The 13,859-nt window shown below is 41.0% G+C and carries 22 protein-coding genes; 3 read left to right on the top strand and 19 right to left on the bottom strand.

What is annotated here, in order from left to right:
* Positions 1-2: 2 nt before the first annotated feature.
* The 6 genes from G7035_RS21160 to G7035_RS21135 all read right to left on the bottom strand — a co-directional run bounded on the left by G7035_RS21160 (position 3) and on the right by G7035_RS21135 (position 6,219).
* A complete protein-coding gene (locus G7035_RS21160) occupies positions 3-1,058 on the bottom strand; it encodes a hypothetical protein (protein WP_019687495.1) in 1,056 nt (351 codons plus the stop codon).
* A 153-nt stretch (positions 1,059-1,211) separates the two neighbouring features.
* Positions 1,212-2,567, bottom strand: coding sequence for a phage portal protein (locus G7035_RS21155; protein WP_019687496.1), 1,356 nt, complete (start codon positions 2,565-2,567; stop codon positions 1,212-1,214).
* A gap of 113 nt (positions 2,568-2,680) precedes the next feature.
* On the bottom strand, positions 2,681-3,178 hold the full coding sequence (locus G7035_RS21150) for a PLAT/LH2 domain-containing protein (protein WP_019687497.1): 498 nt from the start codon (positions 3,176-3,178) through the stop codon (positions 2,681-2,683).
* 105 nt (positions 3,179-3,283) lie between these two features.
* Positions 3,284-4,696: a terminase large subunit domain-containing protein gene (locus G7035_RS21145; RefSeq protein ID WP_019687498.1), complete on the bottom strand. Its 1,413-nt coding sequence runs from the start codon at positions 4,694-4,696 to the stop codon at positions 3,284-3,286.
* Positions 4,674-5,405 carry a phage terminase small subunit gene (terS, locus tag G7035_RS21140; protein ID WP_019687499.1) on the bottom strand — a complete coding sequence of 244 codons (732 nt, stop codon included), beginning with the start codon at positions 5,403-5,405 and terminating at the stop codon, positions 4,674-4,676. The genes G7035_RS21145 and terS overlap by 23 nt, the downstream gene beginning before the upstream one ends.
* Before the next feature lie 259 nt (positions 5,406-5,664).
* Positions 5,665-6,219: a site-specific integrase gene (locus G7035_RS21135; protein WP_019687500.1), complete on the bottom strand. Its 555-nt coding sequence runs from the start codon at positions 6,217-6,219 to the stop codon at positions 5,665-5,667.
* Between the two features lie 485 nt (positions 6,220-6,704).
* On the opposite strand from G7035_RS21135, the gene G7035_RS21130 reads away from it, so the two are divergent.
* Complete coding sequence (locus G7035_RS21130; protein ID WP_019687501.1) at positions 6,705-6,992, top strand: hypothetical protein; 288 nt, start codon at positions 6,705-6,707, stop codon at positions 6,990-6,992.
* 20 nt (positions 6,993-7,012) lie between these two features.
* A complete protein-coding gene (locus G7035_RS21125; protein ID WP_019687502.1) occupies positions 7,013-7,372 on the top strand; it encodes a hypothetical protein in 360 nt (119 codons plus the stop codon).
* Positions 7,373-7,599: 227 nt separating this feature from the next.
* Here the strand turns inward: G7035_RS21125 and G7035_RS21120 are convergent, their stop codons facing one another.
* The 12 genes from G7035_RS21120 to G7035_RS21065 form a co-directional block, all read right to left on the bottom strand.
* Positions 7,600-7,854, bottom strand: coding sequence for a hypothetical protein (locus G7035_RS21120; protein ID WP_019687503.1), 255 nt, complete (start codon positions 7,852-7,854; stop codon positions 7,600-7,602).
* A 286-nt stretch (positions 7,855-8,140) separates the two neighbouring features.
* The gene (locus G7035_RS21115) at positions 8,141-8,734 is read right to left on the bottom strand and encodes a chloramphenicol phosphotransferase CPT family protein (RefSeq protein ID WP_019687504.1); all 594 of its coding nucleotides are present in this window, start codon (positions 8,732-8,734) and stop codon (positions 8,141-8,143) included.
* A 332-nt stretch (positions 8,735-9,066) separates the two neighbouring features.
* The gene (locus G7035_RS21110) at positions 9,067-9,705 is read right to left on the bottom strand and encodes a hypothetical protein (protein ID WP_019687505.1); all 639 of its coding nucleotides are present in this window, start codon (positions 9,703-9,705) and stop codon (positions 9,067-9,069) included.
* Positions 9,706-9,829: 124 nt separating this feature from the next.
* Entirely contained in the window at positions 9,830-10,282 is a 453-nt protein-coding gene (locus G7035_RS21105; RefSeq protein WP_017427641.1) for a hypothetical protein, read from the bottom strand.
* Positions 10,279-10,482: a hypothetical protein gene (locus G7035_RS21100; RefSeq protein ID WP_017427640.1), complete on the bottom strand. Its 204-nt coding sequence runs from the start codon at positions 10,480-10,482 to the stop codon at positions 10,279-10,281. The genes G7035_RS21105 and G7035_RS21100 overlap by 4 nt, the downstream gene beginning before the upstream one ends.
* Positions 10,483-10,529: 47 nt before the next feature.
* Entirely contained in the window at positions 10,530-10,853 is a 324-nt protein-coding gene (locus tag G7035_RS21095; protein WP_013311009.1) for a hypothetical protein, read from the bottom strand.
* A gap of 42 nt (positions 10,854-10,895) precedes the next feature.
* Positions 10,896-11,303: a hypothetical protein gene (locus tag G7035_RS21090; protein WP_019686473.1), complete on the bottom strand. Its 408-nt coding sequence runs from the start codon at positions 11,301-11,303 to the stop codon at positions 10,896-10,898.
* Complete coding sequence (locus G7035_RS21085) at positions 11,300-11,479, bottom strand: hypothetical protein (RefSeq protein ID WP_019686472.1); 180 nt, start codon at positions 11,477-11,479, stop codon at positions 11,300-11,302. The genes G7035_RS21090 and G7035_RS21085 overlap by 4 nt, the downstream gene beginning before the upstream one ends.
* The gene (locus G7035_RS21080) at positions 11,476-11,703 is read right to left on the bottom strand and encodes a DUF7167 family protein (protein ID WP_019686471.1); all 228 of its coding nucleotides are present in this window, start codon (positions 11,701-11,703) and stop codon (positions 11,476-11,478) included. The genes G7035_RS21085 and G7035_RS21080 overlap by 4 nt, the downstream gene beginning before the upstream one ends.
* Before the next feature lie 52 nt (positions 11,704-11,755).
* Positions 11,756-12,133 carry a hypothetical protein gene (locus G7035_RS21075; RefSeq protein WP_019686470.1) on the bottom strand — a complete coding sequence of 126 codons (378 nt, stop codon included), beginning with the start codon at positions 12,131-12,133 and terminating at the stop codon, positions 11,756-11,758.
* Positions 12,134-12,180: 47 nt separating this feature from the next.
* The gene (locus G7035_RS21070) at positions 12,181-12,435 is read right to left on the bottom strand and encodes a hypothetical protein (RefSeq protein WP_019686469.1); all 255 of its coding nucleotides are present in this window, start codon (positions 12,433-12,435) and stop codon (positions 12,181-12,183) included.
* Positions 12,436-12,516: 81 nt separating this feature from the next.
* Positions 12,517-12,852, bottom strand: coding sequence for a hypothetical protein (locus G7035_RS21065; protein ID WP_019687506.1), 336 nt, complete (start codon positions 12,850-12,852; stop codon positions 12,517-12,519).
* Between the two features lie 4 nt (positions 12,853-12,856).
* Between G7035_RS21065 and G7035_RS21060 the strand changes: the two genes are divergently transcribed.
* Positions 12,857-13,156, top strand: a complete 300-nt coding sequence (locus G7035_RS21060; RefSeq protein WP_230877799.1) for a DUF6199 family natural product biosynthesis protein — start codon at positions 12,857-12,859, stop codon at positions 13,154-13,156.
* 16 nt (positions 13,157-13,172) lie between these two features.
* Here G7035_RS21060 and G7035_RS21055 read toward each other — a convergent pair whose 3' ends face one another.
* Entirely contained in the window at positions 13,173-13,841 is a 669-nt protein-coding gene (locus G7035_RS21055; RefSeq protein WP_019687507.1) for an HNH endonuclease, read from the bottom strand.
* Between the last annotated feature and the right edge of the window lie 18 nt (positions 13,842-13,859).

Genomic DNA, 13,859 nt, shown 5'->3' with positions numbered 1-13,859 from the left:
TATTACACACTCTCCTTCTCAGCAAATTGTGCTTTTGCCTGCATTTTAAGTTTGAAAGATTCGGAAGTTGGAAGATTAAGAGCATCGACGGAAGCGCAGAAGGTTTTGTAATCATTCGCTTCCGCCCCAGCTACAAGATTGGCAGTACTGCCATACTTGGACAATAATGCGGAAGCGCTGAATGTTTTGCGTTCCGGCTCTGCTGGAGGTGCACCCGCTGCTTTTAACTCTTTCAATTCCTTTTCTAAAGCGTCCGCTTTATCTTGAGCTGCCTTTAGGTCAGCAGCAGCTTGTTCTTCAGCAGTCTTCTGTTCAGCTTCTTCACTTGCAGCTTTCATGGTGGTGATATCTGTTTTAATTGCTCCCACCTCTGTGACCACGCTTTGTACACTCGCAGTGATAGCGGACATACCATCTTGTAGCGCCTTCATAGAATCTTCCATCGCTTTAATCTGTTCTGGTGTCATATCAACATCCTCCTTGTTTGTATTCGTATTACGAGCAGCAAAGCTCGTTGTTTTATAGGCAGCGGCCTCGGCGAACAAGATGGCTGCTCCCGTACCGCAAAACTCTATTACATCCAACACATCTTCAATATCCGTTGCATCCTGTACAGCAGCTTCCATTTCGAGTGATGCGCCAAACTGATACTCGCTCCAGTTATACTCAGCCGCTAAACCGTTGTAGTAACGAATAGTCGCAACCACATCAGGAAAATCCTTTGCGTAAATGTATCCGTCAATCCATGCATACCCATCAAGTGAACGGTAAGCCTTATCAATTACAGCGACTTTAAAGCGCGGGTCATGGTCCGCCATACCGTTGGCGTAGTCAATATTCAAGGCCATACCCACGAAGGTTTGAAGATATTGGTCGCAAACATTTGATGAAATACGAATACGTTTCCCGCCAGCACCATGAGGTGAGCCATCACTTGGTTGATCAACTGCGAAAAGAGCACATTTGAAAGGGACCTTGTTTGGATGGCCTCCTTCTTCGGATAACTTAAAGTCCTGAACGCGCATCCGCTGGTTGCTCATTTTCAACGTTTTAAGCATTTAGATTCTCACCTCCCTCCGTGATATTTCTGTTGTCTGCGCTCTGCTCGGTTTCTCGGTGTTGGCAATGACCTGGGATATGTCAGTCTCACAACACTGCAAACAAACCTTGTAAACACGTCCTCACCGCCTCTCAGGGCAAAATAAAAACACCTACTCTTCAGCGGTGTCAGATTCATCCTTTTCTGTTTTGACTTTATTGTTTGGCGGATCATCTTCAGGAAGATTGCTTAACAGCTTGTCTTTCTCCCCTTGTATTTCTTCCTGGGTTTTATTCAAATCAATAGCTGCGGTATTACCTGGTTGTAATAATACTTCGCCATGTTTATTAGGCAATGCTTTACGTGCCAGACCGTCACGTACTTCATCTGGTGTCACAGTTCTTCGGTCAAGGTAAATCGCATCAATATCGGCTTTTAATTTCTGGTCCTTCAATGAAGTAGCATAATGGAACTTAAACTCAATTACCCCACCCATCTTGAAGATCCCGTCAATAATGTGATTGTTGATATGCTCCACAATGTTTTCAGCAATAGACTGGATAGATTCATTCGTGTCATCGTCTTCACTGTCTGCGGTGCTTCGGTTCACATCTTTTGTCTGCCCCAGTTTCTTAGGAGATATATCAAAAGCAATAGCGACAATCTCAATTAAGAACCGTTGCCATTCAAGAAACAACGCCTTATCATCCGTAGCCCCCAAATCCAGTACACTTGGATTCTCGCCTCCTATGATAGGGTTAAGACCACGACCCAACACTTCATTTTCCCAATATGCACGGAAAGCAGCTATTGCTTTGGCGTCAGAACCCCTTCCAAGGTTGATGAGTTTCCTGATAACAGTATTTGAAGCTTGTTTTCCAGCAGATCGGTGCGCTGATATAAAGCTTTCAACTGATTCCCAAACCGTTTCGAGCGGCGAAAGTCCGAATGGTGTGTTAGTTCTCGGATTCATCCGTATATACATCAGGTCAGAAGACTTTAAATGAACATATTGCCCGCGAACCCGCTGTGCATAGCGATATGAAGTCTCTTTCCCATCCCAATCAGGATACAAATCAACAGAGAAAGAATCTACAGGGTACATCCTAAACGGCCTGAGAGGGTCACCAGCTTTCAATACTTCCGATGAACCCGCACTACATACAAGCATATCCTCGACTATTTGCTCAATCCATGAACGGAATGAGTCACCAGGATTGGGCTTTAACAATGATCGTTCAATAATCTTGCATATCTCGCGATACTTCTCAGTGTCATTTTCATCAATTGCCGCTACGGACCAGTTTAGCTTTGTGATCCCGTTCTTAATCACGTTAATCGCCCTACGCGGTATCGGTGATTCAGATAATGTCCGCAAGTTGGTCGGCGTTCGCTTTGGAGCCGGTTGATTGCTACCCTTGCTCATCATGATGCCAAACGGGAACGGATAACTTTCCGTCTGTCGTTCAGGTTCGTTCTTCGGCCTTCCCGCAGCTAACCAGTTAATTATCCACTGTCGTACACCCAAATCTTTACCTCCCTTCTGACGCAATAAAAAAGGAGGTCAGGAAATTTTTCCTGCCTCCAGTATTCGTTCATATTTCTATGTCTAAATAATATCATTGTGTTATTACGGTGTTACTACGGATTTGGAACAGCACTCCCATTCTCCACACTTTTCTTGCTGAATTTATTTAACTCGAAGCTATCTGGTGTGTGTTCAGTAATTTTTCCTTGTCTGTCCACCTCAATATAATTTATCATCTTAACAGAAGGATCTCTTGACTGCACCCCAATCCATTTATACACATCAAACCTCCAAACTTTCTCTTGGCCTCCATCAGAAAATGAAATTTCTATATAATCCAAGTTCCATGCAGGACCGTCGTGATCACACTCATTTTCTTCAACATAAATAAAAATGCTCTCTATATCCCCCAAAAAATAATCCGATCTTAAATGAAACGTGAAAGGATTATCTTTTTTCGCCTCCATATTATCAACACCTCTTACGCTCAAGAACCAATCTCCATTCCCTTCTCTTGCACCTTTTAATCTTAAAAACACATCCTCATTGGTACCTGCCCCATATTCAGGATGAGTCTTTACGGTCGCTTTGTAGATAAATGAATCTGGCATTAACATCCCTCGCTTTGTGCAAATTTTTCTTAGTATTTAGTTTCTTTGAGTAAGATATACATCGAATGACATTCATAAGTCTTTATCCACTAATAAAAACCCCTTTTATCCAAAAGCAAGCCCAACTTCACTTTTCTGGTCATTGTATATAGCGTACCGTTTAGAATCTTGAGTGTGATTATTCTTGTCCTCTGCTTCTTCCGAATGCTGTCCATCACGATTTTCTTTCCACTTGTAATTCTCGGTTTCCTTGATTTCGTTTTTACAATCTCTGTTCACGTACAAGTTAGGACGACCAGTCCCATCTTTAATTTTGTAAAGGGTAGATACCTCGCGGATACCCGGTCCAATTGCATTATCCGCTTCCTTTATCGGTAGGTCATACTTTCTATACGTGCTGATATATTCCGGTTCAGATGGATCGGCCCAAATTTCATCAAAATGATATCTACTATGCATTTCCAAGTAACGTTTTACAAGGCAGTCTTCTATTTGTCCGCTATCATTCACCACCAGAACATTGACATGCTGCACATAGGATTCCTCCACGATGTAATAATCTTCTCCGACACATCCTATTGCCAACAGAACAGCAGGATCATTCCACCCATGATCCATGCCTCCTATAAAGCGATTAAATGTTATATCCCTTACACTGCCGTCTGGATAAGTAACCTCGTACAATTGAATGCTCTGGTCTAAGCAGCGCATGTCCACAACATGAGTTGCCCGCTTGAATTCGTCATACACTTGTCCGTGAAAGACGTTGAATTTTGCTCTAATCTCCCGATCTACATAACGTTCAGGATATGTTTCTATCATGCGCTGTATGTTCCTCTGAAGCTCTGGAATCGGATTATCGAGTGAAGTCCAGTAAAAATTCCGCCATTCTGGATCGTTCATGTATTGTTCTTCTTCAAGTCCAGCATCAACATATTGCCCTCTAAGTACAATATCCTCGGCAAACCAGTTGATCCCCTCCGGGGTGGTTGTCCAAACACTCCAACCACCTTTATCCGCCAAGGCATAGGATAGATAACCTGACCATGTTTCTGCTTTCATTTTGCTTGCTTCATCTAGCCACACACCATCCAGACCTTTACCGACCAAGGATTTCGGATTGTCAGCTGACTTAAATTGAATAAGGACCCATCCCTTTAACCATACACGGTTTTTGGATAGATCCCAGCTCTCAATCATTTCTTCCGGCAGTACATCCGATAGTTCTTCCTGTTGGATTTCAGACATAGCGTAAGTAGGTGAAACGCACCAGTATTCTAATCGCGGCTTCGGTTTCTTCATCTTTCTGATATTCTTAGGAGGCTTGTAAGGTAAACCCTTGCCACGTTCCATATCCGCCAGGATGTTATCAAAAAATTTACGAGCACCTACATTTGTTTTACCACCACGACGACCACAATTTAGAACATTATTACGGATCTCGCTCTCCATAACCTCAATCTGCTTTGCGTGCGGTGTCCAACCCTCAAAAGGATCAACTTCTAGCGTCAGGGACATGGGACCACCTCTTCACGTTAATTTCTGTTGGTCTATCCTTTTCGCCGTTCTTCAATTCTTCAATTTCCATTCGAGTCTTCTTAACTTGCGCCTGCATTTGATCAAGTTTTAGGCGGCGCTCATCATTTTCAGGTACAATCGCCAAGAACTGCTTTATCGCCCCTCTGATCTCGCGCATAACAACAGCTTCAGCCTTGATAAAGCTCGCGTATTTATCCCAAGCAAATTGGATTTCCCACTCTAGTTCGTCTCCAAACTCACCCGGCTTTTCCTTTTTCAACTCTTTCGTTATATCTTCTTTGTCTTTGATAAAGAAAATGCGCTGTGCCCATATCATTTTTTGGAACCCTTTAGTTATGTTGTGCCAGATCATATCTACAGGGTCCATCTGTTGCGCTATTTCTAGTATTTCCAGATATTCAGCATCCTGCGGCTCGAATTTACGAAATAGCCCATGTGTAACTGCCTTGTCATTTCCTAGAGGTCCACCAGCACCACCCTTATTCCCCTTAGCGTTTCTATTTCCAGTTTGACCGCCGCGCTTACGCTTTTCAGGAACCTCATCCCATTTATCAAGTGACTTCCATTTTCTGATACTGGAATCACTGACTCCCAACTTAAGCGCGATATCTTTCAACTTGATTGAACGCCCACTGTCAAGCCATATTTTAAGCGCTTTCTTCCTGTTTGCACTTCTCTCTTTACCCATATAAATTTCACCGCCGAAAAAATATTCGAGTTGGTTTGAACGCTGGCTGATGATTTACCCTTTACCGTTCCACTAACTTTTATTCACTCGCTCTCAGATAATCATAGAAACTAGGCACTTATCCAACCAGTTAATGTAAAACTAATTCACTATAATATATATTCTCGGTAACTCGTAAAACACTGAGATTGCTTGATGCTATTTGTTTTGTTGTCCTTTCCCCGTTTTGAATTCACGGTTATCCGATTGTAGAGAATTACTACAACTCAAAATCCTTCAAAACATCGTCTAAAGTGTCCTGAAGGATACCTACATAGCGTAATGTCACCTTCTGTTCAGTGTGATTGAACAGATCCATTAGTAACGCTATGTCCTTGGTTTCGTTGTAAAAATAGTATCCGAAAGTCTTTCTCATGGAATGGGTGCCGATTTCTCTTAACCCAAAATTCCGTGCTACACCATTTAACATTTTGTAAGCCATGCTGCTACTGATCGGCACAACCTCGGATCTTCTCTTTTTGTTCCTGCTCGGAAATAAATAATCGCTATCCAATTTCCCGGATATATATGCATCAAGCTCTTTGCGAAGGTTTTTTCGAATGGGGATGTTCTTTCTTTTCTTCGTTTTCTTTTCAGTAATTACAATATGGCTTCCTTTGACTGAGCTGACCTTCAAGGGTAAAATATCCGAAATCCTCAATCCTGTGTTGATTCCAACCAAAAACAAAATGTAGTCCCGTTCATTTTTCTTTTTCAAATATTGCTTAATGGCCTCCAGCTTTTTAGAGTCGCGGATCGGCTGAACGAAGTTCACTGCATTTCGCTCCTTTCATGTTTGTTTGAACAGAGGATGGAAACATACATAATTGTTTAGTACCAGTCCAATCGCCCCAAACACATCCATTACATAAAGCGGGTTGACGTGGTGACCTAGCCAGAACAGGCGGGGGTCTCCGTGAAGATTTAATTGGCATATTACTTTCCTCCAATGCAAAAAGGCCGCTTCTCAGCGACCTCGAATTTACTTTATTTTATAGATACAATATATCATTGTTTTGGTTCATTATTACTACGGCTTATTAGTGTATTTCTTCTCTTTGGGCTGAGTAAATGTTACCTGTGGAATATTTATCAAACACAACTTTCACCTTTTTTAGTACTCGTAATAACTAATAATTTTTTAATTGGCAATTATATTATGTATTTATTTCGTATTTCCAGATAAAAATAACTAAGAAAGTCATGTGTAGTTAGTCCAAAACAAAACACAATATTATTAATTGGAATGGAGGATAAATCATGGAGCGAATTTACAATAATTTTAAAGAAAATGATCTCATTAATGAGAAGTTTAATACCCGTGTTGGGAAATTGCTTGATGAACAAAAGGATATAGAAATAATATCAATGACTGAAATTAGAAATAAATTAAAAACCTCCCCAAGGCAACCTAGCGATTCTGATCCTAAGCCTCCACCTAAACCTGATCCTGAGCCGAAACCTGATCCTGAGCCGAAAGGACCTACTGTGGGTGGTGGGGGCGGTGGCGGTGGTGGTGTGCCTGGTGACGATACTGGAGATAGATAACTTAATGAGGAGAGAGTGATATGACGATTTTAATACGTCAATATGACGCAAGATTACGAACAACAACAATTGATTTCGACCCTGATAATCCAGAAAATTTTGTTACTGATGATTTTATTGACTTTCAGGTTCCGATTAAATCTTGTTGGACTGCTTTAAATTCTTTTAGCATAAATTTACCTTATTATAAGAATGATTCCGGAAAAATAGTTAATGTATCTAGTAGTAATCTAACCATTGGTCTTCTAGTTAGAGAAATAAGAGACAGTTCAGTGAGAGTTCATACGGTAATTTCGGTGAATTCACCAGAACTTTTAGAAAGAAAATTAAATATTTCTGGATTGGTTAGTTATCTTGCTTTCGCTGAAACTAAAGATTAAACAAAGAAAGTAAAAAGCAACAGATGTTTAATCTGCTGCTTTTTACTTTCTAATACTCCTTGGCTTTATGTCATTTGTGTCTATACACTTTTTTAGACATTAATTTATAACATGCTGCAAACGCTTATCCTCATGCTAGGAATGGGCTTAAAATGGACATCCTTCTTGCTCCGGGTTTATATTCCCCTCTGAGTCCTGTCTCCGTTTTAGTTTTAGTTTTGGAAAAATTACAGAAGTTGACCAGCTAGTGCTTTAAGGCCACTTGGTACTGCGATTTGTTTACCATCATGTTCATTTCCGTTTACATAAGCTGTGTCTTTGTCTACATAGTAGACTACACCTTCACCGCCGATAATCGGGAAGCCGCTTTCGTCGTAATCCAGATTTGTGCCTACATACTTGCCATGCTTGGCTGCTTCACTTTCCAACGGATGAAGGTGTAAAATCCCCGCATTGTCCAAGTAAGCGTAACTATGTGCCATGTTTATTGCCTCCTAGAGTGGATTTAATTTGTTCCTGAATAAAGTGTAAATCCTTTCTACTATGTACCTACTACGGATTTACATAGTTCCTACTTTCGGCAGAAAATAAAGTATTAGACTGAGCCTAAAAATTGAAACAGCGACAACCAAGGACGAAAAAAAAGTCCTAGACTGTCGCTGTTCCATTGCTAACGTTCCTCGTTAGCTTAATTCCGAAATCCCTCCGGCAGACCGAGGGGCGATAGCCCCAATGTTTGAATATGGTGTTATCTGATGGATACGCCATCTAGGAAACACTAACATTTCTTTTACTTAATTTCTTAAATACCGAGTATTCCTTATTGGACTTAATAAAACTTAATATCTTTTCGGCACATTCTATTGGATTCATCTCTTCAGTATTTACTTCGAGGTCATATTCATCAATGCAATATACTTTGCTGAACTGTGAAGCTGCTAGTCCAGTATTTCTATCTCCTCTTGTTTGCTCTCTTCTTATGAGTTCTTCTTTCGAGCATATTACACCTATAAATAACGTAGGCTGATCGAAAAATTGATCAAGAAACTCATTAAACCTCTTGTCATTGTCGATTATGGTATCTGCTATTACATTAAAACCCAATTCTAATAACAATTTAATTGTCGAATTGTACACTGAGAATATGGAATCATCAAGTATTTGTGAGACAACTTGATGATCTATTTCTTTTGGAGGATCATCTGGAAATTTATTATTAATAAAATCATAGTAATTATTAAAAAAATCATCAATTGATAAATGATAAAAAAGGATCTCTTTCTGATTTATGAGTTCAGTCGATATGGAGGTCTTTCCAGAACTTGAAGTTCCATTTAGAAAAACTAATATCCCTTGCTTCAATTTAATCATCCCTTCAAAAAATAATTATTTCGTATCTTTCAGATAACGTTTTATTCACATTCATTAAATTATCCAACTCAGAAAATATTCGAGAAACGATTGAACTATCCTGTCAGTTAGTTCAATAAAAAGAACGCTCCCGCGCCTTCGCTTGGGCTAAGTCCTCCTCATTATATTCCATTTCCAATCACCTATTAAAGAACGTACGCGGGTAGCATGTAGTGCTTAAACAGGGGACTTATCTTAACCTAAGCACTAAGAAAATACTTTATTTTTCAGTCTAGACTTTAGACATCAACAATAAAGACCGCAAAGGCTTAAGCCCTTACGGTCTAATTTACTTCTGGCATCCTCAGTCCAATTTCTCCTTCTTGGTTTCGTCCCCGACCATAGTCGATGGTGACAAAATCCAATGTACGGTTTGTTTTTAGGCTGTTTGCTATGTTGACAATAACCCTACGCCGTTTATCTGCAAATGTAGTTGCTGAGATAGGTGGAATGTCCTTGCGATAACCCTTCTCCAGATATTGTTGAGCTTTGAGGTATTTCACACCATCCAAAAATAACAGCTTTGCTATCAACGCCTCGTGCTTATCACGCATATTATTTATTGCAAACTTAATGTTATTCGTAAGGAATTGATAGAATTTATAATTCACATGTCGCTGGTCTTTGAGTAGCACGGCATTTGCTGTCACATCTGCTGTCAGTTCTTGCCCCGAGACTCGCTTAGCAACCGATCCCTCTGCCGAAAGCAAATCATATGCAGCCATGCCGTTTTCCAACTGTTGAAGTGAGTATTCATAGTTTTTGATTACATCAATTAAGTCAGTATATTTGTTTAGCAGCCACTTTGTTTTTCTTATATCTACTGCATCTACATCGTCAAAGAAGTTTACTTGAATTATCTTCCGTGTATCAGTAGCATCCTCTTCTTTATTACGTATAATTACAGGTTGTTCGTTTACCATTAATGTTCACTCCTTGAATAGCTGAGTGTATCAGGCATAATATGTTCAATAAGCATGAATCTATCTACTTGCACAACACCCACATAAACCAGCACAGCGCATAATATAGAGGTATAGGCTCTTATCATGGGGTGTTTCCTGACGTGTGTTCAGGTTGCACATGTGTTAGGTCTGGTTCATCATGAACCTTACTATGCATCAGTAGTGCCTCAATTGACTTTTTGAGGTGGTATATCTCTGCATCCTTTTGTTGTATAAGGTATTCAGCCTGATCTGCGCGCGCTCTATGCTTTTCTAAGGCTGCACATGCTGCTTCATAGGCATCTGGTGTTGGGTATTTGCGGAACGCCTCTATGCGCCATTTCTCAGCTTCTTGGAGCCAGTAAGGAAGGGCTTCAAGTCCATCTAATATAATCTCAGCGTTGCTCATGCCTACATTCCCAGCAATAACCTGCGCAAATGTATAATTAGCATCCTTTGCTACAATATTTCCTTCACCATTAAAAGTGATTTCATAGGTCCAGCCCTTGGCTTGTTCTGACAGTTTCATATCCTCTTGCCAGTTACGTTCTGTCACTGTTGTTCCTCCCCATCCTCTTTAAGCCTTACAAGACGACCTGTAGAGTCTGTAACAATGTCTGGATCACCATATCCCCATTCAATAGCCCGTTGTGCTCGTTCTTTCAACTGCTCCACGTTCATTGGTTCAAACCATTCGGACATCAACACACATTTTTCACCTTCATAAAATCTATGAACAATCACTGTCTTTGCCATCTATATATCCTCCCTTAGTGGGTGTAGGTCCTACACCCTGTATTGGTTTAATCCACGTACAATCCAATCTCACCGCCGTATTCGTACTCAAGCCTCAGAATCAAACCAATATCAACAATACTCACAGCTATACCCTTTTCGATAAGTTTGTTGAAAATATATTCTGCACATTCGTCATAATTAAACTCTATTGGTTCTTCCTGCTGACCTTCGATTCCGTTAACTATTTCGAGCATATCTCTAGTAAGTTTTGAATTGGTCTTTTCAAGCTCATCTACCCTTCGAGCCAAGAGCAGAACATAATCCTTGTCTATATCACCCTTCTTAACTCGTTCCAATGCTCTCTTATATACTTTTCCTTGCTCGTTCATATCTATCATCCTTCCAACGCTCAGAGCGTATTGTATTGGTGGTTACTCCCCTAATGCCTTGTTGATATGGTTAAACGCCGATAATAGAGACTGTTCATCCTTGTTAGCAAATGCTAAGTTCTTCTGTATAGCTGTCTTGGCTTCTTCCAGTGCCTTTTGGTATCTGTATGCTTTGTCTGTCATGTTTAATTGACTTGAAACTGATGATTCCAGGTCAGCAGATATCCGGGCTATTGTCCGCTCCCTCTCTGCAAGCTGCTTGCCTCTCTCCGCAGCCGTTTGGAAGTTAGCTAGGCTTTCCTCATTCAAGCCATTTACCTGCTGTTGGAGTGAGTCTACCAGGGCAAGCAGGTCTTCTACCTCTCTAACTGGTAATAGGATATTTTTCTTCGCTTCGTTTTTAGCCTGCTGCAAATCTGTACGGATTAAATCTACTGTCCGTTCACTCATGACTGTTCCTCCTTGAATTCTTTTTCAAACAGCACTGACAACATGCTGTGCTTATCCGTATCAAACGTGCAGTATCTGTAATGCACGTATCCATCTATGTCTTCGTAAAGTGCAAATACCAGTTCGCCATCTTCATCCGTGTAAAACCGCTCTATTCGACGTTTGAGGTGTATCACTCACCTTTACCGCCTCCAGTCAGCCTTTTAATAGCCTCTTCGATTTCATCCGTATTGGTAGGGTATGAATCAATATACTGCGAGGCATCTTCCCATATAGCTTCGTTTATCATTTGGTCGATTTCTTCCCTGCTCTTACCTTCTACATCCTCGTCGTCAATCTCGACTGCTCCCTCTCTACATGCGCCTGGATAGCCGATAGACAATTTCCATTCAACTAGCATTTATATTCATCTCCTTATAGGGGTATAGGGTAAGAGGCCAGAAGGCCCCTGTTTAGGCGTTCGGTTGATCCAGCGTGTCGATAATTACTTCTGGTCCGTCTAACATCCAGTATTTTGTTGCGTGATCACCGTTGAATGCTTCGTTAAGCACAGCCTGAATCTGGTCATAATGTTCTTGCTTCAAGCAATCAAACGCCCTGTCATCCCAATCTTCGTACATTTCGTTATATTGTGTTTCGATGTACTGACGGAGCATGGTCTTTGCGTCCGGATGCCACCGATGCTCATTGGCGACATACCATGTATGCAACATCAGGTCTCCATCCTCATTCGCTTGTTCACGTAGTTGATCGGGCGTAAGTGTGCAATTAGAATCCTCATAGCTCAACATTGTTTCATTTGGCAGCTCAGACAATTTAACTTTTTCCATTTCTAAATCGCTCCTTTGATATTTGTATTTGGTAGGGTAAGAGGCTGTTATGCCTCTCCCTCACTTGCCTTCAATCTTGCCATCTCCACTTTGTATCTATCTTTAATAAAGTTAATATGTCTGTCATTCCTCGTATTCGGGTGACGATGAGATTGTTTTAGGTATTCAGTTCCAACATGATCTATGCTTAATTGAGGGCTGTCCCACCATGAATCGGTACTTATACCCCGCCCATCCGTAAAACGTGACATGTAGCCTCGTTTTGTCTGACATTTCCACATTTCAAATTTTAGTCTCGGCATTCTGTATCTCTCCTTTATAGGTAGTAGGGGGTGTATCCCCCTTATGGAGGGCTGTTCCCTCCTTCTTATCCCCTATGGGGCTTAATCGTTAATGCCAGGTACCTTAATACCTGCTATTTCAAGAGCCTTTGCCATACCTTTTCGATATATTACGTTCTCCGTGTCATATTCAGCTAAATAACCTTTTGGTTCTTTGAAATGTGCAAGCATCCGTTCCTCCATCGTTTGTTCAACTTCGTAGCCGATGTATAAAGCGCGAATAAGTTTGTCCGGCGTCATGTCACTCAACGCTTTATTTTCCTCGCTATATTCACCCGATAAAATATGGTCATGTACAAGTTCCTCACGAGCGCATCCTCTTTTGAGTAATCTTTCTATCACTTGAGCCTGTGCTTTGGTTAAAATCACTTTATCCATTGTTATGTCCTCTCTGCCCTTGGGGGCTATACTTTCCATCGTTATTTTTTGGTATAATTTATTTAAAGGAGTTGATAAAATGCTTGGTTTCGTACTTATACTTTTTGCAATTATTTTTTTCGCGCTTGGTATTTTAAGTAAACGAAATCCCACTTGGGGATGGCGTGCAAACGAAGCCTGGAAGATCAAAGGTGACTCAGAACCAAGTGATGCATACATTAATGACATGAAATTTAGAGGCTCTGTATCTATTCTCTTTGGTTCCTTCTTTTTAGTATGTGGACTTTTGGTTATATTCCTGTAAGATCCAATACCCTTTATTAATCATCAAAATACCCATATCCAAAAGGCACTTGCTGTTTAGCTGAAGCCCCTAAAATATCGTTTATCATGTTTTCGAAAACAGAAATCTGTTTTTCATCCATAGCTTCCAGCAAGTGTACTTCCTTAACCTTCAAAGATCGGCCTGCCGCTGTAGTAAGTAGTTCCATAACTGGTTTTATAGATTCCAGATGTTCCTTTTTCTCGGCTTCTACGCGCTTACTCGCCGCCTGTTTGCGGTTGTACTCTTCCCAATCTTGTTCATCGAACCAAAAATGATCTCCGTATTTGTCTCGGAAAGCTGAAATCCAGAATTGCAGCAGCTCCTCATTTGTTTGTATCCGATCATGACACGGCCAACAGAGCCTCAATCCGTTTGTCTTCACACCGCGCCCTTTTCTCCCGCGCGGATATACATGATGGGTGGTCGTAGCCTCGGCGGTTTTACAGCATTCGCAGATTCCATTTGAATCGGCAATCAACTCCGCGATTACATCCTTTGAGAATTTGCCGCGCTCCTTGGTATTAGGCCGTGACTGGTGATGAGAGAGAATGTCTTTCTTCCATTCAGGAACAGTTTTTTTATCCTTTTTCCGTTGTCCAAGGCTGTTGTAAGTCTTCTTTTGCTTTGGCTTTTTCTCCGACTTCCAAAATGTTTGATGGGACATTCCCCTCGCCACCTTTCC

This window comes from Paenibacillus polymyxa (genome assembly GCF_015710975.1).
In the GTDB taxonomy this organism is placed as follows: Bacteria; Bacillota; Bacilli; order Paenibacillales; family Paenibacillaceae; genus Paenibacillus; species Paenibacillus polymyxa.
Note: the sequence above shows the minus strand (reverse complement) of the source record. Positions and strands in the feature narration are given on the sequence as shown.